The following is a 26,524-nucleotide window of genomic DNA, read 5'->3' on the forward strand; positions in this document are numbered from 1 at the left end:
TTCGCGGGCTGACATACCGGGGCTGAACGCCCCTACCGGAAGAAATCTGACACAGCTGACGGCGTCTCAGTCATGAGACGCCGTCTGCAGTGCATCACACCGGGTTACCAGGCGTGCACCTCAATCCGTCGGAGCGGGTCAAGCCCGTCACGACGCGCCTCCCGCGGCTGGTCGCACGTGGGTGCCCGGCTGATGCACCCGGACAAGTAGTCCGGTGACACCTTTCTACGTCGGATTCGCCCTGATGGGAACCCCTCGGGTCAAGACCTTTACCCACCCGTGGACCCTCGCGTCCTGACCGGGGTCCTGGCCGCTTCGCTCAGGTCGGTTATCAACCCGTGACGATCACTCTCCGTGATCGCCTTTATGTGATCGTTATGGCGTTACGAAAAAACTTGGCGAAAATACGAGATTGCTCCTCGACGAAACTTGAGTGGATCGGGCAGCATACGTGGGTATCGCCAGTAACTGGAGCGAGCGTGCGGGGGTTACCTTTGCGAGTCCCTTGCCAGGCTCCGGTGTAGTGATGAAAGCTTTCTTCTGAAACGGGACCGGCTCTACCCCCCCGGAGCCGGACCGATCAGGCGACCCCCGCTCTCCCCCCCGGCGGGGGTCGCCCCTTTTCCCCACCTCCCCGACCACGGCCGCCTCCTTACGACCTGGTCGTTAGGTCCTGCTCCCTCCTCCCTTCGGCCTGCGCCCTACGGCCGTACGCGTCTCCCCGCTCCACAGCCATCGGGTGCCCTGCCTGCGCAACCACCATGGCGCGACCTGAGGACCTCCCTCCACGAACCCACTTCCTCGCCGCCTCCCACACGTGCTTCCGCAGCGACCTTCTCCAGGAGCCAGGAGCCAGGAGCCAGGAGCCAGGGGCTGAGGCCCGAGGCCACAGAGCCGAGGCCACAGAGCCGAGAGCCGAGGGCTGAGGGCTGAGGGGTGAGGCCAGGGCTGGAAGCTGAGGGCTTGAAGGCCGGGAGCTGGGGCTGGGAGACCCGCCACTCACGCTCTTGTCGTGGAAGACCCGCCACTCACGCTCTCGTCGTGGGAGGCCGGCTACTCACGCTGTCGAATGTGGGAGACCACCCCACTCATGCCGTCGACGCCCAGCGCCATCAGTCGGATTACCCCAACCGCGCGTCAGAGCCGCTTGCCACACCTTGCCCTGCGGGGGTCGTCTCCACGCCCTGTACGCCAGCCCAACTAAGTGCCGCAAGTCAGTCCGGCCGCCCTCGACTTGGCCTCCCTCATCGGCCGGTCCAACACCGCAGCCTGTTACCCGTACCGACTCGCTGACTTGCTACCTGCAGCGATCCGCGCCGGCCTGTCACTCGTCCTGAGGCGCGCCCGGGCCAGGAACCGGCATCGATCCGCACTGAGCCTGTAGCCCGCGCCCGACCTGCTCTGGCTCGCAACCCACATCGACCGGCTGTGACCTGCACCCGCGCGGTCGGCTGTGGCCTGCAACCCGCACCGATCCGCATTGCGCCCGTGAACCGTCCCGACCTGCCCGACTAGCCACCTGCACCGACCTGCCCCCGATCAGCTACTCGTACCGATCCGCCCTGACTTGCTACCCGCCCGTTCCCCGTACCGGCCTGTTCCCGCACGCACCTGTACCCCGTACCGACTGCTCCGGCCCGTCAGCCGCAGCCTGGAGCCGCCTCCTGCTTCGCACCCGCCCGCACCAGCTCGCACGTTGTCCTGAGCCCGCTTCCCTGCATGATCACCTTCACTCTGCGCCACCCCCGCCCTGCTCCCACCCCTCACTCCTCGCCAGCTTCAGCCGAGCCGCTGGCTTCTCCCGTGCCGCCCGCCGCCCGTTATCCACAGACCCCACCACCCTCCCACCCGTTATCCCCAGAACCGCGTTCGGAGCCCCTCCACCTCCCACCCCTCCACCAGAGTTGCCCTCCCGACCGCGCCCCACCATCCACCCATCCACCCGTCCACCCACCGACCCATCAACGGACCGACACACCGATCCGCCGATCCACTGACTCATCCGAGCCACTGACTCACCCACCCCCCTTCAGGCTGCTGGGAGGCCGACCTTGAACCGTCCGTTGGTCATCACCGAAGACCATGCCCTGCTAGACGACCTCGTCCGCATAGCCGCCGCAGCCGGCGCCCAGCTCGACGTGGCCCATGTCCCCGCCCACGCCCGCCCCTTCTGGAACCTGGCCCCACTCGTAGCCATCGGCGCCGACCAGGCGGACGCGGTGGCCGCGACCTCACCCCCGACCCGCGACCAGGTCCTTCTCGTCACCCGAGATCCGGAGGACCAGGACAGCTGGCGAAAATGCGTGGCGGTAGGCGCTCAGTCCGTCGTAGCCCTCCCCACCGACGAACGCAGACTGGTCGACCTGTTCGCGGACGCCATGGACCCCGATCCTCGCTCAGGGGCCGTGATCTGCGTGATCGGCGGCCGGGGCGGAGCCGGTGCCAGCGTGCTCGCCGCCTGCCTGGCACTGAGAGCCTCGGCCGACCACCTCCGTACCCTCCTCGTGGACGCCGACCGCCTGGGCGGAGGCATAGACGCCCTGCTGGGCCACGAGGAGGCGCCGGGCGCCCGCTGGGGAGACCTGGTGGCAAGGGAGGGCCGGATCAATGCCAGCGCACTGCAGGCGGCGCTCCCCGCGTTCGGCGACCTGGCCGTGCTGTCCTTCCACCGAGGCGAGGTGCCGGCCATCCCGGCCCAAGCCATGCGCTCGGTCCTCGAAGCGGGCAGACGGGGCTTCGACCTCGTCGTGGTCGACCTCCCCCGGCACCTCGACCCGGCCGCCATCGAAGCCCTGACGAGGGCGAAGACCACTCTGACGGTGGCCACGGCCGACGTGCGCGGTGTCCTGTCGACGGTCCAGATCCTGTCCGAGGTACGCAAGCACACCGCCGACGTCCGCGCGGTCCTGCGCCCGGGCGTGGTCGACGACGACACGGTCATGATCTCCCTGGGCATCCCGTCCGCCGGCACCCTCCCCGACCAGCCCCGGCTCACCGCCACCCTCAACCGAGGCGAACTCCCCAGGCTGGGCCCCCGCACCGTACTCGGCGCCCTGTGCACCTCCCTCCTGCGCGACCTGCTCCCGGCGACATGACGACTCCCAGCACCCACCAAGAGCCCCCCGAAGGCGTCGTCTCACCGGACCTGGTCGAAGCAGTCCGCATCCGCCTGGCCCGTACCGGCGTGGAACCCAGCGCCGCCCAGGTGGCCGTGGCTCTGCGAGCCGAGAAGTCGGTGTACGGCGACGCGGAGATCCTCGCCGTGGCCCGGGCCCTCTGCGCCGACCTGATCGGCGCGGGACCGCTCGAGCCCCTCCTGGCCCGGCCCGACGTAACGGACGTCCTGGTCAACGGCCCCCGGGAGGTGTGGATCGACGACGGCGCCGGCCTGCGCCGCACCTCCGTCGCCTTCGCCGACGACGGAGCCGTCCGCAGGCTGGCACAACGCCTCGCGACCGCCGCCGGCAGACGCCTGGACGACGCCTCCCCTTACGTGGACGCGCGCCTTCCAGGAGGTGTACGCCTGCACGCCGTGCTCCCGCCAGTAGCCTCCGGCGGTACCTGCGTCTCCCTGCGCCTGCCACCACGTCGCACCTTCACCCTGACGGACCTGGTCGCCGCCGGCACCATCGCCCCAGCCGCGATTCCACTGCTCACGGCCATGGTCACCGCCAGACTGGCCTTCCTGGTAACGGGGGGCACCGGCACAGGAAAAACCACGCTCCTGTCCGCCCTGCTCTCCCTCGCCGACCCAGGCGAGCGCCTCCTCCTGGTGGAGGACTCAGCCGAGCTCCGCCCCCTCCACCCGCACGTCGTCCGCCTGGAAAGCCGCCCAGCCAACCTGGAGGGCGCCGGCGGGGTGGAGCTGCGAGATCTCGTACGCCAGGCGCTCCGCATGCGCCCCGACCGCCTGGTGGTCGGAGAGGTGAGAGGCGCCGAGGTGGTGGACCTCCTGGCCGCCCTCAACACCGGCCACGAGGGCGGCTGCGGCACCCTCCACGCCAACACAGCCGCCGACGTACCCCCGCGCCTCGAAGCCCTGGGCTGTGCGGCCGGCCTGACCAGAGAAGCCGTACACAGCCAACTGGCAGCAGCCCTGGACGCGGTCATCCACCTCACCCGCAACCGCTCGGACGGCCGCAGACGCATCGCGGAGATCTGCCTACTCTCCAGAACGCCGTCCGGCCTCGTCGAGTCGATCCCAGCCCTGACCTTCACCACCGCCGGCCACCCCCACCCCGGCCCCGCCTACGACCGCCTGACAACCCAAACCACCACCCACCGGGCTCCGTCCACAACCCGTCCCACGCCTCTCACCACCGCTCCGGCGGTAGGTCGAAAGCTCACACCGCAGCACTCAGCCGCAACCCTCGCTGCGCACTCCAACCCTGTTGCCGGCCCCCGCGACTCCAACCGAGCCGAGCCCTCATGACCAGCGCATTCCTGGCCGCACTGTCCACAGCCTGCGCCATCTGGCTGTGGACAGGCCCGACCGTGGCCACCACCCGCTTGAGCAAACTCCTGACGCCCTCACACGACCTCAACCGGCGGCCTCACAACCAATCCCTGTCCAAGGTCCTCACCCGCCCCAGCCCTGCCCGCCGCGCCGAAGCCTGGCGACGAGCCTCGATCGAGCTGTGCCAATCCCTGTCGGCGGAGCTGTCCGCCGGCCGCACTCCAGGCGAAGCCCTCACCAGAGCCATCACGGCGGTGGAGTTCCCCGACCCCGACCTCCTCCGCCCGATCATCGCCGCAGCCAGGGACGGCGGCGACGTACCAGCAGCCTTGACCTCGTCAGCCCCACCCCAGGGAGGCGAGGGCCTGCGTCAGCTGGCCGCCTGCTGGGAAGTCGGCACCACGGTCGGTGCCAGCATGGCCGCCTTGGTCGACCGGGTGGCGCACACGTTACGAGCGGCCCAAGCCCACCGCCAGGACGTCGCGGCACAACTGGCGGGACCGCGCACGACAGCCAGAATGCTGGCCCTGCTCCCCGCTCTCGGCCTCCTCATGGCAGGAGCCCTGAACATGCATCCCCTGGACTTCCTGTTCGGCAGCCTCCCGGGGTTCATGTGCCTGATCGCAGGCATCACCCTCGACGCCTGCGGCCTGTGGTGGACCAACCGCATGGCCACCCAAGCCCAAACCTGACTCCGCATGACCACCCAAACCAAGGCGACCCCGGTCAAGGCAAAGGCGCGGACCCGCGTTGCTACCCATGCCCAGGCGTGGAACTACGTGGCCACCCATGCCAAGGCGTCGGCCTGCTCAAGGCAAGGCGCGGACCCCCATGGCCTCCTAGGCCCAGGCGCGGCCTTGCATGACCACTCAGACCAGGCACGTCCCGACCCTCAACCGTCCTCTGTGTAACCCACATCCGCTCACCAAGAGAGCGAGAGCGCCGAGTCCACGATGATCCAACTGCTGTCCGCTCTATGCGCCGGAATGGCCGCCTGGCTCTGGTTCTCCTCGAAGACCCCCACAGAGCGCCTCGCCCGCCTACACCCACAAACCGATGCGTCCCGAACCCCAGCCACTCCCCACCCCCAACAGCCCCAAAGCCTCAGCAACCAGTCCAACCAGACCCCAGACAGCAACCAGCCCCCTCCCTGGCTCACCACCCAAGCCCCGCGCCGCCGCCCGAGCCGCAAAACCCTGCTCACGGCCACCTGCACCGGAGCGATCTCAGGACTCCTGATCGGCGGTTACACCGGCGTCATAGCCGTCATCGTCATCACCCCGGCAACGGCCTTCATCCTCCACAAAAAGGAGCCTCAGCAAAGCCACCACGATCGCCGCCGCATCACCACCGACCTGCCCTTCGCCGCAGACCTGATGACCGCCTGCCTACGAGCAGGCCGCCCCGTGAGCGCCGCCACCGAAATCACCGCCGCCGCGATAGGCGGCCCTCTCGGCGAACGCCTGACCTGGGTGAGCAGCCAACTACGTCTAGGAGCCGACCCCGAACCTACTTGGGCAGCCCTGGCCGCAGATCCCGCCATGGGCCAACTGTCCCGAGCCATGGGCCGGGCAGCTCAAAGCGGCGCTCCCGTCGCAGACGTCCTGACCCGTCTGGCAGACGACGCCCGCGAAGCAGCCAGAGCCACGTCCGTCGCCGCAGCAAGAAGCGTAGGCGTAAAAGCCGTAGCCCCCTTGGGCCTGTGCTTCCTCCCCGCCTTCGTCCTACTCGGCATCATCCCGGTCATAGCAGGTCTGGCGTCGACCATCACCCTCCCCTGACATCACCCACCCGAACACGTGAACTCCCGAACCCCGGGCCTCGAACCTTCCAGCCCCGCCTCCGAATCCCCGGGGGCTCCGCAGGCCGGCATGGCCCAGGGTGTCGCCGTGTCCACAGGCACCGTGCCCGCCTACTGCACGAGCCGACTCCGAAGCGCGGTTATATCCCAGTCCTCCAGCCCGTGCCCACGCAGATGAGCCTCCACATCCCACCCATCCAGCACGCCCAGTAGCGCTGCCCGGGCAGTCGTGTCCTTGCTAGCGAGGATGTCCCGGATCTCCTCGGTCTGGTCATCGATACCGAGCACCTCGAACAGCGGAGGCAGACGCTCAGTGCTCAGCTCGTAATCCGACGCGATGTCAGCAGGCGCCACCCCGGCCAGGGCCAGCAACAACATCACGACGAGCCCGGTGCGGTCACGTCCAAGCCCGCAGTGAACGAGCACTCCTCCCGGCCGCGCACGAGCGACGGCCGCGACAGCCGCCACGCACTGCCGCGCCTTCCGCTCGATGAAGACCCGGTAGTAAAGCGGCGAACCATCGAGCCGGTTGTCCCACAGGTAGTTCCAGAACGCGGTGTCCGCGGCATCATCCAGCGGTACGCGCACGGTGGTCAGACCGGCCGGCCGATCCCACTGATCCTCCCGGCGTTCGTCGTCGTTGCGCAGATCAACCACGGTCCGAACTCCGTGCTCGACGAGCGCCGACCATCCCTCCGAAGTCAGCCTCTCCGGGTTGTCCGAACGAACCACGGCCCCACCACGAATAGCGCCGCCCCCGGCCACCGGTATGCCACCAAGATCCCGCACATTGAAGCATCCCTCCCACTCGAGATGCCGTACAACGTCTTCCGAGCCCTCACCTGCAGAAACCACGCGCAACTCGGGCATTTGCGTGGATTCATTCATGCATTCTGAGACGCGCCGTCGCAGACCTTTGTTGTCTCCCATCGATCATCACGCAGGGCCGATCGCGCAGGGCCGATCGCGCAGGGCCGATCACGCAGGGCCGGTCGCCAGGGCCGGTCATCCAAGGCCGATCGCTCAAGGCCGGTTACCCGAAGCGTTCCACCCAAAGCTGCCCACCCAAAGCTGCCCACCCAAAGCTGCCCGCCCAAAGCTGCCCGCCCAAAGCTGCCCGCCCAAAGCTGCCCGCCCAAAGCTGCCCGCCCAAAGCTGCCCGCCCAAAGCTGCCCGCCCAAAGCCGTCCACCAAAAACGGTGACCTTGACCCCCGGGCGAGCGCCACCCAGTTATCCACAACCGAGCACTCCAGTGCTGCCCTTATCCACAGAACGCCGCTCGGCTCCCCAGCCTCAACCCCGGTTCGGCGACCCTTGGACTCCCGCCGGACAAGCCGCCGGCCCTCAACACCTGGAGGCAAGATGCAGAGTCCCGCCACCACGCCAGACGACATCGAAGCCACGCCAGACCACGCCTACCTCACCACGTCCGCTCATCCACGCCGCCACTTCATCCGCAGCCCGACAGCCACCCCACCCTCGCGCCCCAATCCGAAACCCACAACGACACGCGCCGAAACACCCGGCCTCATCACCAAGGCCCACAAACCCCACACAGCCCCTCAAGCCGCCGCCGTCCAAGCCCCAACGCAAGTGCGACCCTCAGCCGAAACGCATAATCCATCCCAAACCCGCAGGTCACCCTCAGTCCGACAGCAAGCACCAATCTCAACGCAAGCCCCAACCCCAGCCTCGGCCCAAAACCTCATCCCAGCGACAGCCAAAGCATCACGTCATGCGTCAGCCAAGCCGCCGACTCGGACGTCCGCTCGGACCTCGAATCGAGCGTCCACTCAAGCTCCTGTCCAAGCGTCAGCGTCAGCCCCTGATCCCGCATCAGCACCAGTTCACAGCCCTGTGCCCAGCCGGCCCGCCCGAATCACGTGGCCACGTTTCAGCAAGTGGGTCCACTATGCGGCCGTCAATCGAGAGCGCGGCATGTCCACAGCCGAATACGCGGTAGGAACCATCGCAGCCTGCGCTTTCGCCGCACTCCTCTTCAAAGTCGTAAGCAGCCCTGAAGTGCAGGAAATGCTGACAGCCCTCATCAATCGAGCACTCAACACCACCAAGGAATGACACCCCGCCACACGGGGGCCTCCATGAGTGCCAAGCGGACGGCATCGCGGGGTTCGGTCACTGCTGAGACCGCCGCGATGCTGCCCGCGCTCATGGTCGTCCTGGCGGCCGCTCTGTGGGCCATTCAGACGGTCAGCGTCCAACTCGAATGCGTGGACGCTGCCCGCGCCGCCGCCCGAGCCGCAGCCAGGGGTGAGGCACTGGACCAGGTCCACGAACTCGCCCGAGCAACAACGAGCCCGAACGCCCAAGTGGTCATAACCCGCGACACAGAGTTCACGAAGGTGCAGATCACCGTAGAAGTACGCCCCTCCTGGGCCCAGTCCCTCCCGGCAGTCAATGTCTCAGCCACGGCCACCGCGAGCACCGAAACCATGACCCAGCACGGCGATGCTCCCGGCCCCAGCCATGAACTGCCACCCTCGACAGACAGGAGCTGACCATCAAGCAGCACGAACGAGGCTCGGCCACCCTCTGGGGCGTGGCGCTCATGGGCTTGCTGATGGCGATCGCCACGGTGCTCGCCACAGTCGGTTCCGTACGCGTCGCCCGCCACCGCGTCAACGGCGCAGCGGACCTCAGCGCCCTGGCCGCCGCCAAGCTGGCGCTGATCGATCCAGAGAACGCCTGCGGCAGAGCTTCGGCAGTGGCCGCCCAGAACGGCGTCGAGTTAACGCGATGCGTGGTGAACGACGACGTCGCCGATGTCTGGACCGTGCTCCCGATCTCACTCCCGTTATTAGGCACCCGCACCCTGACGGGCAGATCACGCGCCGGCCCAGCAGACCCCACCCCAACGTGAACCCTCACCATTCACGTACGAGCTAAAGGTGCCGCGCTGTGAACAGCGCGGCACAGGCCAGAAAGCAGAAGTAGCCCTCCGCCGCCCGCCATCGCTCAAGAGGCTTCGACGATCCTGGGCGCTCACGCTGGTTGGCCGAGCTGGCCAAGCTCGTGTCGATGTGGGTGAACGGGGAGACGGAGATGGAGATCGCGCTAGGGGGCGCGTCAGTTCGCTGTTGCTGTTGCTGTCGGACCGGGCCCAGCCGGGCCCGGCCGAGCAGGTCGCTTCAGTCGGCCCGAGTCAGGTCGGCCCGAGTTGTGTGGGGCCAGGTCAGGCAGGGCCAGAAAACCCGATCGAGCCACGTTAGGCGGGTCAGGCTGGACCGGCCCGAGCCAGAGCGGCCCGAGCCAGAGCGGCCCGAGCCAGAGCGGCCCGAGCCAGAGCGGCCCGAGCCAGAGCGGGGCGGGCCAGAGCGGGGCGGGCCGAGTTCATATCCGGGTCTCCGCCAGGCCGCGTCGGCACGGAGGACGTCGACCTGTCAGGGCAGGGCGCGGGCCAGAAAATGCCCCACGTCATGTGACGAATGGGGCCTACGGTGCTAGGTCGCAATCGAGTCACGACTTCTTGGACGTGGTGTCCAAGAATTGGTTATGTCCCGTAAGGTTCCGCTTACCCTCGGTCCATGCCGTATGTGACAGGGAGTCTGGGAGAGCAGGAACGCAGTCGCTAAGGTGCGGGTCCAGGGACGGTCGGTGACCGTATCGGCCGGCGCACTGCACTTCCGGTCGTCGCGTGAACGCCCCGAGGGTGCTCAGGCGGCGCGAGGCTCTCGTTGGAGGGAAGCGTCGTGACGGTAGTCGGCAGAATGGTGGCCGCAGGGACGATCGCGGTCGGATTCCTCGCCTTTTGCGGTTCCGCCCATGCGGCCGTCGTGACACGACAAACGGGTCTTGCGGGACATGGCGCTAGCGCCGGTTGGGCTCAGTCGGTGTGGCGAGCCGGTGCTACCGGCATGGCCAGCTCGATCTGGCGGGCCGGCTCAGCGGGGCAGATCACCTCGCCCTCTGACGGCCAGGTGGTGTCGAGCTCTTCTGTCACTGTTTCGGCGCGTACGGACCTGATGCAGTTGACGGTGGGGCTGTACGTCGAAGGGCCCTCCACGCCCAGCCAGAAGGTCGCCGCCGGCGGAGCCAACCAGACGATCTCCGGGACGTTCGAGGCCGGTGACGCACCCAACGGCTCGTTCACCGTGATTCTCAAGGGAGAGCTCACCGGGACCAGGTACGCGAGCAGCACGTTCAAGTTGCGCCGGCCCGCCGCAGCGCCGGGGAACGTGCACGCGAGCAAGCAGGGGACCGAGAAGGTCGCCGTGACCTGGAGCAAGGGATCCGAGCCCGACCTGCAGTCCTACGAGGTCTCCAGCACCCAGTCCGGCGTCGTCGGGAGGCTGCCTGCCGACAGCGCGTGCTCCGGCTCCTCGTGCAAGGCGGTGCTCGCCGTGCCGGCCAAGGCGGCGGGGCAGAGGGTCGGCTTCACGGTGAAGGCCTTCCGAGGGGACGGCGACGGCGGGTCGATCGCCTCCGACGACTCGGCGGCGGCGTACATCGCCTTCCCCGCCGCGCCGTCCGCCCAGCCGACGAAGAAGAAGACGACCGACAGTCGGCAGACGACGAGAAGTAGGGACCCGAGGGGCGTCGAAGCGCTGCCTACCCTGCCCTCCAAGAGACAGGCCGTTCCCTCGGCCAAGCCGACGACCCGCAAGCCGGCGACGACGAAGCTCCCTGGCATCCCCGATGCCGATCCGAACGGGAATCTGCCGATCCCCGACGCAGACCAGCAGGGCGAGAACGGTGGGCTGGTTCCGGCGGACGCCAAGGGCGGCGACGATTCGGCTCCGGTACAGAGCGACGGCGTGAAGGCCCAGTCGAGTGAGTCGCCGATCGGGAACATCGGGCAGTACGGGCTCTACGTGGCGGGAGGAATCGTCCTGCTTCTGCTCGGTGCCCATGCGGGTGCCTGGGCACGGCGGCGCGCGCTCGCCACGGAAGGGGTCGCTTCCACGCCTCCATCTGCGGCCGCTGCCCAGGCGAGCGCACCGATCGGCGTGGTGTCGCCGGCCGCCAGGGTCGTTACCGGGGCGGATAGTGCTCAGGCGGTGGGCGGTTCATCGCCGGCGGTGTCGGTGCGGCGTCGTCCCGCCGTCATCCTGGCGGTGGCCAAAACCCGCGTTCCCGAGGCGGATCCGTCCAGAACCGCACGACCGGAGCTGGACCCGGACGCCGACCTCGATGTGCAGACGCCGCTGTTGGCGGCGGCGGGCGTGGAAACGCCGCAGGACGCTCGGGGACGGCAGCAGGCGGTGGCCGGTGAGCTGCCGTGGGAGATGCATGAGCGTCAATTGGATGCCGCCGACGGGTCGTCGTTGGAGGGTCCGGTGCATGAGGGGGAACGAGTTGATCGTCCGTCCTCCGATGCTCGTAGGCAGGGAGGGGAGACGACTGGTCGTTCGTCGGCTGGTGCTCGTATGCCTGAGGAGGAAACGACTGGTCGATTGTCGTCCGACGACCGTAGCCGAAGGGATGGGGCGGCTGGTCGGCTGTCGTCCGATGCTCGTGAGCAGGAGTCGGGGGTTCTTGGGCGGTTGCCGTCCGATGCTCGTGGGCGAGAGCGGGAGCGGGAGGCGGCTGGTGAGGTGCCTTCAGGGGCTGGCGGGCGGCAGGTGAGGACCGTTGGTGAGCCGCCGTACAGCTCTCGGAGGCAGCGTCTGTCGTCGGGCGCTGAACAGTCGTTGAACGGCGGGGAGCCGGCGTCGAACGGAGGGGGCGTGGCGCGGTCGTCGTACGACGGCGAGTCAGGGCGGTCGTCGTACGGCGAGGGCGTGATGCGGTCGTCGTACGACGGCGAGTCAGGGCGGTCGTCGTGCGGTGAGGAGGCGGTGCGGTCGCGTGCGGCGGGTTCGAGGCCGGATGGTGCTCGTCGGTCGGCTCATCTTGCTGACTCGGACTTCTACCTGCCGGGGCCGTCGTCGCGGGTCGCGGCTCCGTCGCCGTATGTGGCCGACGCGTTCTCGGTTCACGTCGATGTGGAGCACGTACGGACGAAAGATGTGGAGCGTGTACGGGCGCGGGACGAGGGGCGGGGAGGGCAGGAGGCGCACGGGGTGGCGGTGCGGCTTGCCCTTCCTCGTTCGGCGGTGACCGATGTGCCCGAGTCGGCCGCGGCGGCGCTTCCGGCGCGACTTGAGGAGCGTTGGGACGACTATCTGCCGCCCGCGCCCAGGTCCATGGAGGACAGCGGGTTCTGGGAGCGTCCGCAGCCAGGAGCGGGTGATTTCTGGGCTGCTGATGATGATGCGGCTGAAGGTGATGACAAGGGCGGATCGCGGAGTTTCGCGGGACGTCGGCATTCAGGGGGCGATAGTTAGCAGGTTTGCCGGTGTGGGGAGGCGTTGGTCAGATTCGAGGGGGCGTGGGCTTGATTCGGTTTGACGGACATCCGAAATCAGAGGGTCGTCGAACCTGAGCTTGCTCCGCTTCTGGCGTAGGCGTGGCCTTCCTTCCGCGCTTAAGTCCCTGATGCTCGACGGGTCGTGGTCACCGGTGTAGCCATGGCGATCAGCCGGCCCACCCGGGCTTCGCCGAGGTCGCGACCGGTGTTGGTCATGGGTGACTCGGAAAGCGACGGGCTCTTGTCGGTGTGCTTGGTTCGGGGTTCATCGAGGAGGCAGGAGGGTGTCGAGGAGGCGGACGGCGCCTCGCTTGTGCAGGGGTTCGTTGCCGTTGCCGCACTTCGGGGACTGGATGCAGGACGGGCAGCCCCGTTCGCACTCGCAGGACAGGATCGCCTCGCGCGTGGCCGTGAGCCAGTCCGTGGCGCGGGCGTAGCCGCGTTCGGCGAAGCCGGCGCCGCCCTCGTGGCCGTCGTACACGAAGACGGTGAGCAGGCCCGTGTCAGCGTGCAGTTCGGTGGAGACGCCGCCGATGTCCCAGCGGTCGCAGGTGGCGAAGAGCGGGAGCAGGCCGATGGAGGCGTGCTCGGCCGCGTGGGCCGCGCCGCCGAGGTCGATGCCGGCTTCGGCGAGTGGGGCCACCGCGGAGGCGGGGAGTGTCCACCAGACGGCTCGGGTGCGGAGGGTGCGGGGTGGCAGTTCCAGGGGCTCGTCGCCGAGCATCTCGCCCGACTGGAGGCGTCGTTTGAGGTACGAGACCACCTGGCGCGTCACCTCGACCTCGCCGAAGTGCAGGGTGCCGGAGCCGAGAGCCGTGGAGCGTTCTGTGGAGAGGATGGAGATGTCGGTGATGTCGCGCGCGAACGTCGTGTAGTCGGGATTCGCGCTGGAGACCAGCGCGACGCCGGCTTCCAGGTCCAGGAGCTCCACCAGGAACGTTTCGCCCTGGTGGAGGTAGATCGCGCCGGTGTGGACCGTAGTGTGCGCGGAAGGTTCGTCCACGCTGCCTAGAAGACGGCCCGTGGACGACTCCACGACCTGGATGGGGGCGCCCCCGCCGCCGCGGATGTCGGCGAGGTCAGTGGCGCGCTCGCGCCTGGTCCAGAACCAGCCCGCCGGACGCCGCCTGAGCAGGTTCTGCGCCACCAGGTCCGCGAGCACGTCCGGCGTGGTCGGGCCGAAGATCGGCAGGTCGTCCTCGGTCAGTGGGATCTCGGCGGCGGCGGCGCAGAGGTGCGGGCCCAGGACGTACGGATTGCCCGGGTCCAGGACGATCGCCTCCACGGGCTGGCCGAACAGCGCCTGGGGGTGGTGTACGAGGTAGGTGTCGAGCGGGTCGTCCCTGGCGATCAGTACGGCGAGGGCGTCCTGTCCGTCGCGGCCCGCCCTGCCTGCCTGCTGCCAGAGGGACGCTCGGGTGCCCGGCCAGCCTGCGATCAGGACGGCGTCGAGACCTGAGACGTCGACGCCGAGTTCGAGGGCGTTCGTGGTGGCCAGGCCCATGATGGTGCCCGCGCGCAGGGCCTTCTCCAGGAGACGGCGGTCTTCGGCGAGGTAGCCGGCTCGGTAGGCGGCGATCTTGTTGGGGAGGTCGGTCAGGTCGGAGTCGAGGCTGGAGGGGAGGTTGGGAGCGTCGGGGATCGCCCAGGTCAGGGGGCCTTGCGGGGTGATGATGTTGTGCTGGTCTTGTTGAGTTTGCGCGCTTTGAGGGTCGTCGCGCAGGTCTCGCTGACTCTGGGTGCTTTGCGCGCCTTGCGAGTCCTGCAGGTTCTGAGGGTCTTGCGGGTCTTGAAGATCCTGAGGATGCTGCGGGCTTCGGCGGTCCTGAAGGTTCTGCCGGCTCTGAGGATGCTGCGGGCTTCGGCGGTCGCGAGGGTTCTGCGGGTCCTGGGGATCCTGCGGGCTTCGGGGGTCCTGAAGGTGGTCTTGAGGGTCTTCAGGAGTGAGGTCCGGTGCGCCGGAGGCTTGCGTGGGGGTGGGGGCGTTTGTGGGGGTTGGGAGGGGGACGGGCGGTGTGTTGGGGGTGGGGAAGGACGGGGAGATGGAGAAGGCTACGTCGGCCAGTTTGGCGCGGGCGGACAGGGCGACTGTTTCGGCTCCTCGGCGAGAGCGGATGAAGGCCAGTGTGCGTACGTCGGCGAGGACCAGGTCCGCCAGGAGGTCCGCCGCCTCGGCCGTGGCCGTCCGTCGTACAGGAGCCCCTCCTTCGCCCCGTAGCTCCGTCAGAGGCGGCTCCCACAGCGCGATGGTGGTCGACCCCTTGGGTGAGGCGTCCACCGTCACCTCGTCCATCTCAAGCCCCGTCAGCCTCATCGCGAACGCCCCGGGCTCGCTGGCCGTCGCGGAGGCGAGCAGGAACGTGGGGTGGGAGTTGTAGCGGGCGCAGGCGCGGCGCAGGCGGCGCAGGATCTGGGCCACGTGCGAGCCGAAGACGCCGCGGTAGCCGTGGCACTCGTCCACGACCACCATGCGCAGCCGACGCAGGAACGACGACCACTGTGCGTGGCGGGGCAGGATGCCGCGGTGCAGCATGTCGGGATTTGTTAGGACGTAGTTGGCGTGCTGGCGCACCCAGGTGCGTTCCTCGAACGGTGTGTCGCCGTCGAAGCAGGCCGCTCGCACCTGGGTGATGCGCAGTTCGCGCAGGCCGCGGAGCTGGTCGGCGGCCAGGGCCTTGGTCGGCGTCAGGTACAGGACGGTGCCGCCGTCGAGACACGAGGCGATCGCCGGAGTGAGGTACGCCAGGGATTTCCCCGACGCCGTACCCGTAGAAATGATCACGTTTCGGCCACGGAATGCCAGGTCGGCCGCTTCGTACTGATGAGGCCAGAGTCCTGTCACCCCGCGGTTCGCCAAGCGCGTAACAAGTACTTCAGGCGTCCAATCAGGCCATTGGACTTGACCCGCCTGACGTGCTGGAACATGCTCCACATGGGTGACACGCTCGTGACGTGCGGGAACGCCGAGCAGGTGCTGGAGGAGTGGACCTGCCTGTTGTGGGGAGGATCCGGAGGAAGTCACTGTTTCCAGTCTCGCATCGGTGGGCAGAGTCGCCGGGAATCGTGATTTCGTATAGACACAAGCCAGGCGCGTGGTTGAATGCCGCGCGTCAGGGTCGGACAGTCTGGGGCCACGCTCCAGATTGCCAGGCCCGCAAGAGTACTTTCGCAGGCGAGGCGCTGGAGGATCTGTGGATCTGAAGTTGGATCACCGCACCGAAGATCGACTCACCATCGTGGAGGTCGAGGGTGAGATCGATGTCTACACGGCGCCGAGATTGCGTGAGCTTCTCATCGACCTGGTCAACAAGGGCAACTTCCACCTTCTTGTGAACATGGAGAAGGTCGACTTCCTCGACTCCACGGGCCTCGGGGTCCTGGTCGGGGGGCTCAAGCGGGTACGCGCGCACGACGGCTCCCTGGAGCTGGTCTGCACGCAGGAGCGCATCCTCAAGATCTTCCGGATCACCGGTCTGACCAAGGTCTTCGGGATCTACGCTTCGGTCGACGAGGCCAAGGAAGCTCACGGCAAAGACAAGTAGCATGGCTACCGTCGAGCTGACGTTCAGCGCCCTTCCCGCACATGTGCGGACCGCCCGGCTGGTCGCCACGGCGATCGCCCGGCGCACCGGTGTGGAGGAATCCCTGCTGGACGAAGTCAGGCTCGCTGTGGGGGAGGCGTGTTCCCGGGCAGTCGAGGCGCATCGTGTGCACTGTCCGGGCGAGCCCATCCGCATCGAGCTACGTGACGACTCCGGGCGATTCGAGGTCACGGTCAGTGACCTGGCCCCCAGCGATGAGATCAAGCAGGAACAGCCCCTCGACCTCGGCATGCTCTCCGACTCCTTCATGTCGAACTTCGGCATCGCGGTCATCGAGGGTCTGGCTGATGACGTCGAGGTGTTCCCCAGCCCCAAGGGGACGAACATCCGGATGAGCTGGCCGGCGGCTGTCGGCGTCTGACGAGGTCTGACGGATCGGCCGGGTGGGTCGGGTCGCCTGGGTCGGCCGGGTGGGGTCGGTCGGGTCGCCTGGGTGGTCGGGTCGCTTGGGTCGGTTCTTCGGTGGATCGGTCAGAGCCGTCAGGTCGGTGGGTGGTCGGCGTTTGATCGCTGGCTGAACATGGTGCCCTTGGGGAGCCACCTGGTGGTCGGCGGTTGGTTGGTCAGTTGGTTGGTGCAGCGGTTCCATGATCGACTGTTCGGCTGCCCGATTGTTCGGGGCTCTGTGCGTCTGTTGGTCGGGGAGTCGGCTGTTCGGCGGTACTGCGGGCGGTTTCGGGGGGCCTGGTGAGGATTTCTCCGCGGCGTTCCAGCCTTGTCTCGTCCCTCTGCTGAAGTGCGTTGGCCTGGTCTTGCGTGGCCGGTTCCGGGTGAGTGGTTTCGGGTGACCGGAACTGGCGGTTGGTTCGAGTGAGCCGGTTCACGGCGGTTGGTTCCGGGCGGGCGGTTTCGCGCGGGCTTGAGCGAGGTCGAAGGGCTGAGCGAGGGCGGGGCGGACTGGGGCATGTGCGGGGTGAATTGCTGTACGGGGCCGCGCGGGGTCGCGGATGGCAGACACCGGCCTCGGGTGGCGGGCGCCTGGTACAGGGCGGATCACGGCCACGTGTGTAGGCGGTTTGCCTAGGGGTGAGCGGAAGCACAGCGGACACGCGCTCGTGCAGGTGGAGCGGGGTTCCGGACAGCTTGCGTTGGTACGGGTTGAGCGGGGCCGCTGGGGACACGTGCCTGTACGGGTTGTGCGCGGCCGCTGTGGATCTGTACCTGTGGGGGCTTGAGTGGTTCATCCCCGATGTCTGTCCATGCGGGGGTTGCCTGGGCTTTCGAGGGATCCTGCTTGTACGGGTCGGGGCCTTGCGGACAAATGCGCCCATGCCGGGTTGAGCTGCCCCTAGAGCTCGTGCGTGTGCATGGGTGGGTGGGGTTGGTAGAGGGTCTGCGTTTGTACGGCGGTGAGCGGACTACCCCGGTAGTGCGTGTGCCCGTATGAGGCTGTGCAGGTCGTAGTGGATGCCGTCCTCGTTGTGACGTGCCACGGTTAATGTCGTTGTTTCTGCCGTGCTCTTGTCGTGCCGGCTCGGCAGTTGGGCGATTGGCCGATGGAGTGGCGGGCGTTATGAAGGCCGTTGCCCGGCCCCCGAGTCCTTGGGGCCGGGCAACGGCTTGAGGGATGTCATGTGGTGGCGCGCGATTTCTAGGTGGGTGTGCTGGGACTGGTGAGAGCGCCGTCACCCTCGCCACCGTCGGGTCGGGTGAGGGTTGGCCAGATCGGCGTCGGCCAGGGAGGTGGGCAGGGGTTCGCTGTGGGCGGCCAGCAGCCGATCGACGACGGCGTCGCGGCTGGTGAGGTGGCCGCGGAGCTGTTTGCGGCGGGCGTTGCGGGCGGCGGTGATTTCTTTGAGACTGATCGTGGCGCCCGAGAGTTCGGGGCAGATCGCCCGGCACAGGAATTCCTCGGCGCCGTCGGGCAGGCGGAGGTAGACGCGGATCTCGGTGATGTCGCGGGGGCCGTAGCGGATGGTGGCTTGTTCCCGAATGTAGAAGTCCAGAACAGGATCAAGATAGCGCAGGGACAGGAAGTGGATCCCGTCGGTGTGAATGACGCGCGGTTTGGCGACGGTGAGCAGCAGCAGGTCGAGCTGTTCGAGCGAGTCGGGCATGCGCGGGATGAACCCGCCAGCTTCCCACCGGGTCTGCGTGGGTGTCTTGGTCTCGCTGTGGGTGCGTAGGTTGTAGACCTCGCGGATGAACCGGCCAACCGCAGCGTCCAGTTCGGCCAGGGTCAGCTTGGCCTGGCCGGCACGGTCGGGGGTGCCGCGGGGCGCGTAGCCGGGCAGGTGGGCCAGGCACATCTGGTTGATCGTCTCGATCAGCCACTCGATCTTGCCGTGGCCGTGCGGCTGGCCCTTGAGCGAGAAGACGGGCCGGACCCGCAGATCTGCCATGACCTGTTCCAGATGCGCCGAGGTGAAGCCGGATCCATGGTCGAGGTGGAACACCGACGGGATGCCGCACACGTGCCGGTCCGGTTCGGGTTTGCGCCAGATCGCGGGCCGGAAGGCCAGCGCGGTGGTCAACGCCGAGGGTGTTTCCAGGTTGACGGCGTAGCCAGCGATGGCGCATGGCGAGGCCGAGGCGCTTGTACTCATGGACGGCAAGGGTGACTGTGGCCCCGGAGGTCCGTAGCTTTCCGGCCAGGCCGACGACCTTGCCGAGTTCGGGGCGGCTGGTGGCGCGGGGTGGAGATCTTCTCCGCGAAGATCCGGGTGGCACCTGGCGCGGTGAGGGACTCGCAGGGTGCCCAGGGGACTGGCGGACGGTGGAAGCGTGGGCATACCCGATCCAGATGTGCCCGGACCGGCTCGGCGCCGGCGGCGGCCGGGCGTGGCAGCTTCACCCAGGCCGAGCCCGGCTTGGGGACAGGCGAGGTGGGATGTGGAGAGTCTTGGCGAGGTGGGGCCCGAGTCGGAACCGGGCAGTGTGGCACTGCACGCTCCCTTCCCCGATATCCATCAAGCTCCAGGGCAGGTCGGAGTCGCGTCCTGACCGATGAGGTAGGAGTCGCGTTCGGTCTCGGTGAGATCCCGCCGCACGGCCGCGCAGATGCGCTTGATGGCGAAAGCCGGATCCGCGAGGCGGGCGAGCAGGCTGATGTCCCACGTCAGGTTGCCCCGATTCAGGGTCGTGCCATCAGGGCTGAACACCAAGGTGCGCCGACCGTTGAGCATGAAGGCCGTGTTGTCCTGCCTGCCGGCGAAAGTGATGAGGTGCCGGGCGGAGGTGACGTCCCACAGACGCATCGCGCCGCAGTTGTCGGCGAAGGCCAGCGTCCGGCCGAGCGGATCGAAAGCGGCCTCGGCGACGGCCGGGCCATCGCCCGGTTCATTCTCACACTGGGTGGCCGTGACGTGGAAGCGACTCGTCTGCCCGGTCACCCGGTTCCACGACCAGACCAGCCCGGTCACGTCGAGTGCGATCAGAACGTCGCCGACGAAGGCCAGGCCCGGGATTTCGCGTTTGGTGAAGCGCGGCCCTCCGGAGCGTTGGGCGCCGCTCGCCACGTCCCAGAGCCGGATGTCTCCGCCGACGCCTCCCGCGGAGAGCGTGCGGCCGTCCTGACTGAAGGCCAGCGACGTGATCGTGGTCAGATCATGTCGGATGAGCCGCTGTCGTCCGGTCTCCTTGTCACGCAGCCACAACTCCTTGCTGTCCGTGACGGCGAGGGTCCGGCCGTCGGGGCTGCGCGCGGTGAGTTGTTCCTGCGGCTGCCCGCCAGGGGCCGAGCCGGGCAGGGGCCGGCCGATCGTGGTGTCCCACACCCGGACGGTACCGTCGGTGCTCCCGCTGGCGAATGTGCGGCCGTCGGAGCTGAAGACCAGCGAGGTGATGGCGTTGGCGTGGCCGGTGACAATGGCGCGAACACCCCCCGTCGCCGTGTCCAGCAGCCAGATCGACGAGCCGAAGTCGCCGTCCCCGACGGCGAGAGTCCGGCCGTCCGGGCTGTACGCCAGAGCGTCGATCCGATCGGCGCCGGTCGCATCGTCCGCGATCAGCCGGTCTTGCCGGCTCCCCACCTGCCACAGCCGGATCGAATCATCGTCGTTCACTGTGGCGAGGGTGTCGTTCGTGGGCCCGAAGCGTACCGCCTTGAAGATCAGGCCTGTCCGGCTCAGGATGTTCGTCTGCCCGGTGGCCAGGTTTCGCAGCCGGATCTTGTCCGTCGAGTCGACGATGGCCAGGGTTTGGCCGTCGGGGCTGAAGGACAGCGACCAAGCAAGCCCTTGGCCGGGCAGCGGATCCGGCTTCGTGTCCCCCTTGCGCCACAACCAGGTCGAGCGGTTGGTGGCAATCGCGAGCAGGTTCCCGTCGGGGCTGAACTCCATGGAGTTCACCTGCTCGTCCACCGTGGCCTCACCCCACGCCGACACCGTCTTCCCTGCCCCGGCCGCGAGGGTCCCGCCGTCAGGACTCAGCGCTATCGCGGTGACGTCGCCGCCCAGATCGCGCCGGGAGCGCCCAGCGCCCGTCTGCACGTCCCACAGTTGCACTGATCGCCCAGCGCCAGCCGCGACGATCTGCCCGTCTCTGCTGAAGGCGACCGCGGTCACCGGACCGGCGGCCACGAACCTGCGATGGAGCGGCAACCCACCGGCGGTGCGCAGCATGGCGAGCGATCGTGCGTCGGGATAGGTCTGGTAGGCGCGAACCGCCAGCAGGGCGGCGGTGTCCGGCTCGCTGTCGATCAGATTGCCGGCCACCGCGGCCAACTGTCCCGACTGAGCCTGCCGCTCACCGCCTGCGGCAACCTGCTGCTGCCAGACGGCGATTCCCCCAGCCGCGAGCGCGACCACGAGTGCGCAGGCCAGAATGAGGTTGATTCTTCTGGCTTGCCGGACCGCAGACTGCTGGTTGCGCCGGCTCGCGTTGACGAACGCGTTCACCCCGCTGGAGAGCACCCGATCCTTCTGCCAGGCCAGGCCTTCGGCCAGGTCGGTGCCGTGGAGCAGGTCCCCTGGACTGTGGTTCGGCGACCAGAGAGCCTCCGCGGCGAGGACACGGTTGAGCCAGGTATGGAACTTGCTGTCCTGTCTCACCCACTCACGCAGTTCGCCCCAGTCGCGCGTGAGGGTGTCGTGAGCGAGTTCGACCACACGATCGTCCGCATCCGGCTGCGACGATGCGGAGTATGTCGTGATGACGCGGTCCCGCGCGAGCGACCGGAGAACCTCATCGGCGCCCGGCCCGGCGAGCTCCCGCAGGCGGCCGATCGGATGCCGCTGGCGGGTGGCGGGGATACTGCGTTCCGGCTCGGGAGGACGTACCAGAGCGGTCAGGATCGTTCTGGCGACGGCGAACTGCTGATCCGACAGGTGGCTGAGGGCCGTCGTGCACCAGGTGGCCAGACTTCCCGTGACCCGGCCGATCGCCTCGTAGTCCCGATGGGTGAGACGACCGTCCTGCCGGCGCTCCCACAGCTGGGTGAGGGCCAGTTCAAGGGGAGCCAGCGCCGTGATCGGCGCGCTTCCCCCTTCCATCACATCGGCGATGATGCGTTCGATCAGGTCCCGGTCGAACGCAACCCCGGAGCGCTCGATGATCGCCTTCAGATCGCTCCTGCCGAGCGTCGTCGGCACGTTGACTTGTCCGTCGGCCGCCAACTCCAGCAGATCCGGCGCTTCGGCCGCCAGTTGCGGGAAGAAGTCGTTACGCATGATGAGGATGACGCTCACCGCAGCGCGCGAACCGACCAACTCCGTGATGCGGTCGATGGCCTCGCGGTCGATCAGGAACTCCTCGAACTGGTCGACGACCAGCAACAAGTGATCTTCTCCCCGGCCGGGCACAGCCGGAAGCTCCTGGCCGGACCTGGTAACCAGTTCCTGCCGCCACCGATCGCTACCCGGCAGCGCACCGCGCGCGAGCGCAGGCAGCACGCCGGCCTGGACCAGCGACGATTTTCCGGCGCCTGAAGGGCCGAGAAGCAGCAGGAGCCGACGCGGTCCCCGCAATCGGTTCAGGACCGCCTCCACCGCCGCGTCACGGCCGCGGAACAGCGACTCATGCTCGGCGCTGAACACCTCCAGTCCCCGGAAGGGGTTCTCGGGCGCCGCGAAGACAACAGGCCGAACCGACCTCAGGACATCCGCGGTGGTCGCGTAGGCGACCGACAGGCCTCTAACGAACCCATCCGGCTGGGTGATGGCGGTCATCATGCCGATCACCAGACCGGTCGACTCATCGGCGACGGGCGCCCCGCTGAAACCCTGTGTCAGGCTGTTGGCCTCGGTGAGCTGCAGCCAGCCCTGGCCCGACAGGAGATCGCCCACCTTGGCGTACCCGAAATGACCCCCCGGCGGGGCTTGCGCCGGATAGCCGAAGGAGCGCACAGCGTGATCGCGGCATCCGGTGGCAGTGCTCAGGCTCAAAGCCCTGGCACCAGCAGGAACATCAACCAGCCGAAGGTAGGCGATGTCCTCGGCGTCCGGCTCGCGCCACCCTTCCGAGAGGACAACCCCGACGGTATTCGCGTCTTCGCCAAGCCCGGGAAAGGCCAGACTCACCCTGCTGCCCGGCCCGTGACCCGCCTGCGCCACTACATGCGCACAGGTGACCAACTCGTCGGAGCTAACGAGGAACCCGGCGCCGCAGACCACACCGCCGTCGGAGAGTACCTGCGCCACACTCCGGTGGAACTCCTCAGGACTGGGCACGCTGCCACTTGGCTGTCACCTTCACGTGACAGCCGGAATCGACCTTGGCGATCACCGCTCCAGCCTGGGCTGACAGGTTCACTCCGAACTCGATTTCCACGGGGCTTCCCCCATGAACGCGAACACCAATTTCAGGCGGCAGGCCCCAGACTATCTGCCATCATCTCGTAGGCGATCGGGCTGAGTTGGCCGAGGCGGGAGTGCCGTCGGACCGTGTTGTAGCGGGTGATCCAGCGGAACACGGCCAGGCGGGCGGTCCGGGCGTCGGGCCAGTGGTGCGCACCCTGCAACGTCTCGCGTTTGAGGGTGGCATTGAAGGACTCGGCCAGCGCGTTGTCGGCGCTGGTGCCGACCGCGCCGCGCGAGCGGGTGACGCCGAGCTGGCGGCAGGCCCGGGCGAACTCCCGCGAACAGTACTGCGCCCCGTTGTCGCTGTGAAAAACCGCGCCGTCCAGGCGGCCGCCCCGGGTATGCGCGGCTGCCTGCAGCGCGTCGATGACGAGCTCGGTGCGCATGTGGCCGGCGATCGACCAGCCTGCCAGCCGGCGCGAATACAGATCCACGACCGTGGCCAAGTACAGGAAACGGCCGCCGCCGACGGGCAGATACGTGATGTCGCCGACGTAGCGGGTGTTCGGCTGCGCGGCGGTGAAGTCGCGCTGGATCACGTCCGGCACCGGGGCCGCGTCCGGCTCCGGGATGGTGGTGCGGATCTTCTTGCGCAGCCGTAGCCCGGCGATGCCGTGCTCGCGCATCACCCGTTCCACCCGCTTGTGGTTGACCTTCATCCCTGCTGCGCGCAGCTCGGCCGTCATCCGGGGCGAGCCGTAGGTGCCGTCGTGCTCGGCGTGGATTCGCTGCATCCGCTCGGCCAATTGCGCGTCGGCCTGGCGGCGGGCCAGCCGTGCCACAGCGCCCTTGAGCCACCGGTAGAAGCCCGAGCGAGACACCTGCAGCACCCGGCACAACCGCTTCACCCCGTAGAGCGCCTTGTGATCCTCAACGAACTGGAAGCGGTTCACCAGTTCGTCTCGCCCGCGAAAAGCTTGGCCGCCTTGCGCAGGATGTCCCGCTCTTGCTCCAGCTCCCGGATCCGCGCCTTGAGCTGCTTGTTCTCCTCTTCTAGCACGTCGTCCGAGGGTACGTGCCCGCCCGACGCGGCCTTACCTGCCGGGGCCGCGCCGGCTCCACGTTGTCCGCCTTCGCCCCTGGCCTGCGCGGCGCGCACCCAGACTCGCAGCGTCTCGCGGCTGACTCCGAGGTCCCTCGCGATCGACGTGATCGTCCGGTCCGGCCTCGACAACACCAACGCCACCGCGTCGGCCTTGAACTCGGGCGGGTAGTTCTTCATCACCATCAGTGACATCTCTTCCCCTGGATCTCAAGATCCAGTCTCCGAGGTGTCCTCGTTCAAGGGGGAATGCCCAAGGCCAGGTAGTTAAGGTTTCTGGGCTGCTGGCAAGAGCGCCGGGGCGAGCGGCCCGGCAGTGTAGACACCCGGCCGGATTTTGCGGATGAGCTGGCTGTCGGCCCAGCGCGACAGCTGCCGATACATGGTGTTCAGGGCGACATCGCCGAGGTGATGGGCGATGTCGCGGGCCCTCCAGGAGCGGTTGGGGTCTTGGTGGAGGAGGGCCAGGACTTGTTGTTGTCTGCGGCGGTCGGCCGGGGCGATGGGCCGCTCGTCTCGGGACGCGGTGGGCAACGTGGGCGGGGGTGGCAGGAGGGTGATGTCGAGGTCGGTGATGGTGCGGCTGTGGTCGGGTCTGCCGTCGTCGAGGCGTTCGTTGTAGCGGGAGATGGGTGATTTGACCTTGCGGGTGCTGACACGCGGGCGGCGGGGTGGCAGCAGCGCGGCCAGGACACGGCGTCCGATGGTTCCGACCAGGCCGGTGGTGGTGCCTGGGTTGTCGCCGGGCCGGATCACCAGGTCGCGGGCCGCGTGCAGGGCGGTGGAGAAGCCGCAGCGGTCGGGGTCGGTCCCGGGCCGGGACTCGGCGGCGTCGACCATCGTCGTGCGTAGGAGCTGGTAGAGCGTGAGCACCGACCACATCTCCTGTTCCAGGCCGGCGGGGTCGCCTGAGCGCAGGATCCGTCCTTGCATGATGGTGTGGCGGAGTGCGTAGTAGGCCGACTCGTGTTCCCATCGCTGGTGGTAGAGCTTGATCAGGGCGGCGGCCGGGTAGCGGCGGGCGTCGGTCAAGGTGGTGGCCAGACGGTAGGTGCCGGTGAAGGTGGTGCCGTCGGTGCAGGTCACGGTCACGCGGGCCTCGATGATGCGGATCTTCAGGTTACCGAGCATCGAGAGGTAGGAGCCGTCGGTGAGGGTGGCCAGGACGGGGGTGCGCCGGTTGCTGCGCAGCCGGCCGAGCACCTGGGCGCCGGTGGCGCTGACCTGGGCGAGGAAGGCGTTGCTGTCGAAGCCCTTGTCCCATAACACGAGCATGTCGGGCGTCAGCAGGTGCAGCAGGCGCCGGGCATAGCCGGTCTCGCCTTCGCTGGTGGGGCCGAAGACCGCGCCGATCAGGGCCCGCGTTCCGGTCTCTGCGAGCGTCATCAGTTCCAGCAGTGGGTAGCCGCCGTGGCCGGGGCTGCCCAGCCAGGCCCGGTTACGGATGGTGTCGGGGGCCTTGAGCGAGCTGCAGCCGTCGAAGGAGACGGTGCGGTAGGCCCCGAACCGTGCTCCGGGCGTCGTGCGCTGGGCCAATGGTCCGCTCAGCACTTCGAACAGGCGCTGCATCGGTGCGCCGCCGACTCTGCGGCGCAGGTCTCGCAGGGCTTTGGCGGTGGGGGTCACGACAGGCAGGGCGGTCAGCGAGGCCGTCAGTTTCTGCCAGACCAGCAGGTAGCCGACCTCGGGGAACAGGCACATCGCCAGCAGGAAGTAGACCCCGACACGCGAGGGCAGCGCGCGCAGACGACGCTGCACGCTGCGTGTCTCATCAAGGACCGCATCGACGAGCTCGAACGGCACGAGCCCGGTCAGCTCACCCAAATGCCCGGGAGCGAACAATCGCCCGGCTGCCGAGCGGGACGAAGAGTCCGTCTCGACAGCGCGGGAAACAGCAGAGCTGGCATACTCGGCAATCAACGGAGATCCAGTTCTTCGACGGCTGGTTGTGGAAGATCACCGTTCTACTGGATCTCCGTCCTCATGTCCTGAGAACCCACGCCCTTGACGGCACCACAGAAGCCTTAACTACCTGGCCTTGGGGGAATGCCCCACCTCGTCCGGGGCCGCCGCGCGCAGCTGGTCGATCGCCTCCCTGGCCATCTCCGCCACAGGCTTCATGACCTTCTGGAAGGCCACCGGCAGATCTTTGATCGCATCACCGCCACGCCCTATCTGGACCGGTCCGTCACCTTGCGTCCCATCAGCTTCGACCAGGATCGTGCTTCCGTCTTCCAAGGACAGCCGTGCGAGGTTGGCCATGGGCCCTCCTGGGGATCAGCGGGTAACGAAAGCCATGAGACCAGAATGATCAAGTGTGGGCAATAGGTGCTGCCACTCAACGCCTGCCCGGAAACGTACACGTTCCTGGACGGGGTCTCATGACATTCATCTACGACGGCCAGCGGCCGAAGGTCTTGAAAGCACGGGTCGACGGCAAGGACAACTAGGTCCTGCTTCCCGATCAAGACGACTCCGAAGGGGCGATCTACTTCTCCTCCTGGCAGGGCGGCCTCACCCGGTGGGCGTCGGAACTGTCTCTCATCGTCGGCCAGACCCCGCCGGATGACCTGTC

The 26,524-nt window shown here is 68.0% G+C and carries 18 protein-coding genes; 10 read left to right on the plus strand and 8 right to left on the minus strand.

What is annotated here, in order from left to right; all coding sequences use genetic code 11:
• Positions 1–2,051 precede the first annotated feature (2,051 nt).
• The 4 genes from ssd to OIE67_RS49425 all read left to right on the plus strand — a co-directional run bounded on the left by ssd (position 2,052) and on the right by OIE67_RS49425 (position 6,237).
• Entirely contained in the window at positions 2,052–3,095 is a 1,044-nt protein-coding gene (gene ssd / locus OIE67_RS49410) for a septum site-determining protein Ssd (RefSeq protein ID WP_326633688.1), read from the plus strand.
• Positions 3,092–4,432: a TadA family conjugal transfer-associated ATPase gene (locus OIE67_RS49415; RefSeq protein ID WP_326633690.1), complete on the plus strand. Its 1,341-nt coding sequence runs from the start codon at positions 3,092–3,094 to the stop codon at positions 4,430–4,432. Before ssd ends, OIE67_RS49415 begins: the two co-directional genes overlap by 4 nt.
• On the plus strand, positions 4,429–5,148 hold the full coding sequence (locus tag OIE67_RS49420; protein WP_326633693.1) for a type II secretion system F family protein: 720 nt from the start codon (positions 4,429–4,431) through the stop codon (positions 5,146–5,148). The genes OIE67_RS49415 and OIE67_RS49420 overlap by 4 nt, the downstream gene beginning before the upstream one ends.
• A 261-nt stretch (positions 5,149–5,409) precedes the next feature.
• Complete coding sequence (locus OIE67_RS49425; protein ID WP_326633695.1) at positions 5,410–6,237, plus strand: type II secretion system F family protein; 828 nt, start codon at positions 5,410–5,412, stop codon at positions 6,235–6,237.
• Positions 6,238–6,368: 131 nt separating this feature from the next.
• Here the strand turns inward: OIE67_RS49425 and OIE67_RS49430 are convergent, their stop codons facing one another.
• On the minus strand, positions 6,369–7,127 hold the full coding sequence (locus OIE67_RS49430) for a tyrosine-protein phosphatase (RefSeq protein ID WP_326633697.1): 759 nt from the start codon (positions 7,125–7,127) through the stop codon (positions 6,369–6,371).
• A 493-nt stretch (positions 7,128–7,620) separates the two neighbouring features.
• On the opposite strand from OIE67_RS49430, the gene OIE67_RS49435 reads away from it, so the two are divergent.
• The 4 genes from OIE67_RS49435 (at position 7,621) to OIE67_RS49450 (ending at position 12,545) form a co-directional block, all read left to right on the plus strand.
• The gene (locus tag OIE67_RS49435) at positions 7,621–8,337 is read left to right on the plus strand and encodes a DUF4244 domain-containing protein (RefSeq protein WP_326633699.1); all 717 of its coding nucleotides are present in this window, start codon (positions 7,621–7,623) and stop codon (positions 8,335–8,337) included.
• Between the two features lie 23 nt (positions 8,338–8,360).
• Complete coding sequence (locus OIE67_RS49440; protein WP_326633701.1) at positions 8,361–8,777, plus strand: TadE family type IV pilus minor pilin; 417 nt, start codon at positions 8,361–8,363, stop codon at positions 8,775–8,777.
• Between the two features lie 2 nt (positions 8,778–8,779).
• Positions 8,780–9,139: an Rv3654c family TadE-like protein gene (locus OIE67_RS49445; RefSeq protein WP_326645728.1), complete on the plus strand. Its 360-nt coding sequence runs from the start codon at positions 8,780–8,782 to the stop codon at positions 9,137–9,139.
• Positions 9,140–9,968: 829 nt separating this feature from the next.
• Positions 9,969–12,545, plus strand: a complete 2,577-nt coding sequence (locus tag OIE67_RS49450) for a hypothetical protein (RefSeq protein ID WP_326633703.1) — start codon at positions 9,969–9,971, stop codon at positions 12,543–12,545.
• 288 nt (positions 12,546–12,833) lie between these two features.
• Here the strand turns inward: OIE67_RS49450 and OIE67_RS49455 are convergent, their stop codons facing one another.
• Positions 12,834–15,350, minus strand: a complete 2,517-nt coding sequence (locus OIE67_RS49455) for a DEAD/DEAH box helicase (RefSeq protein ID WP_326633705.1) — start codon at positions 15,348–15,350, stop codon at positions 12,834–12,836.
• 409 nt (positions 15,351–15,759) lie between these two features.
• Between OIE67_RS49455 and OIE67_RS49460 the strand changes: the two genes are divergently transcribed.
• Together OIE67_RS49460 and OIE67_RS49465 are read left to right on the plus strand one after the other, a co-directional pair.
• Complete coding sequence (locus OIE67_RS49460; protein WP_043629845.1) at positions 15,760–16,110, plus strand: STAS domain-containing protein; 351 nt, start codon at positions 15,760–15,762, stop codon at positions 16,108–16,110.
• 1 nt (position 16,111) lies between these two features.
• The gene (locus OIE67_RS49465) at positions 16,112–16,531 is read left to right on the plus strand and encodes an ATP-binding protein (protein WP_326633714.1); all 420 of its coding nucleotides are present in this window, start codon (positions 16,112–16,114) and stop codon (positions 16,529–16,531) included.
• Positions 16,532–17,795: 1,264 nt separating this feature from the next.
• On the opposite strand, the gene OIE67_RS49470 is transcribed toward OIE67_RS49465, so the two are convergent.
• The 6 genes from OIE67_RS49470 to OIE67_RS49495 form a co-directional block, all read right to left on the minus strand.
• Positions 17,796–18,716: a transposase gene (locus OIE67_RS49470; RefSeq protein WP_326633716.1), complete on the minus strand. Its 921-nt coding sequence runs from the start codon at positions 18,714–18,716 to the stop codon at positions 17,796–17,798.
• Between the two features lie 363 nt (positions 18,717–19,079).
• Complete coding sequence (locus OIE67_RS49475) at positions 19,080–22,748, minus strand: nSTAND1 domain-containing NTPase (RefSeq protein WP_326633718.1); 3,669 nt, start codon at positions 22,746–22,748, stop codon at positions 19,080–19,082.
• 16 nt (positions 22,749–22,764) lie between these two features.
• Positions 22,765–22,878: a CU044_2847 family protein gene (locus OIE67_RS49480; protein WP_326633719.1), complete on the minus strand. Its 114-nt coding sequence runs from the start codon at positions 22,876–22,878 to the stop codon at positions 22,765–22,767.
• Between the two features lie 31 nt (positions 22,879–22,909).
• Positions 22,910–24,135, minus strand: a protein-coding gene (locus tag OIE67_RS49485; protein ID WP_326645367.1) for an IS3 family transposase whose coding sequence is annotated in 2 segments (ribosomal slippage) — positions 22,910–23,823 and positions 23,823–24,135 — 1,227 coding nt in all. Because the reading frame shifts where the segments join, the coding sequence is not laid out codon by codon here.
• An 81-nt stretch (positions 24,136–24,216) separates the two neighbouring features.
• A complete protein-coding gene (locus OIE67_RS49490) occupies positions 24,217–25,869 on the minus strand; it encodes an IS4 family transposase (RefSeq protein ID WP_326628174.1) in 1,653 nt (550 codons plus the stop codon).
• A gap of 108 nt (positions 25,870–25,977) precedes the next feature.
• The gene (locus OIE67_RS49495) at positions 25,978–26,211 is read right to left on the minus strand and encodes a hypothetical protein (protein ID WP_326633721.1); all 234 of its coding nucleotides are present in this window, start codon (positions 26,209–26,211) and stop codon (positions 25,978–25,980) included.
• Between the last annotated feature and the right edge of the window lie 313 nt (positions 26,212–26,524).

Source organism: Nonomuraea fuscirosea (genome assembly GCF_035917475.1).
Lineage (GTDB): Bacteria > Actinomycetota > Actinomycetes > Streptosporangiales > Streptosporangiaceae > Nonomuraea > Nonomuraea fuscirosea.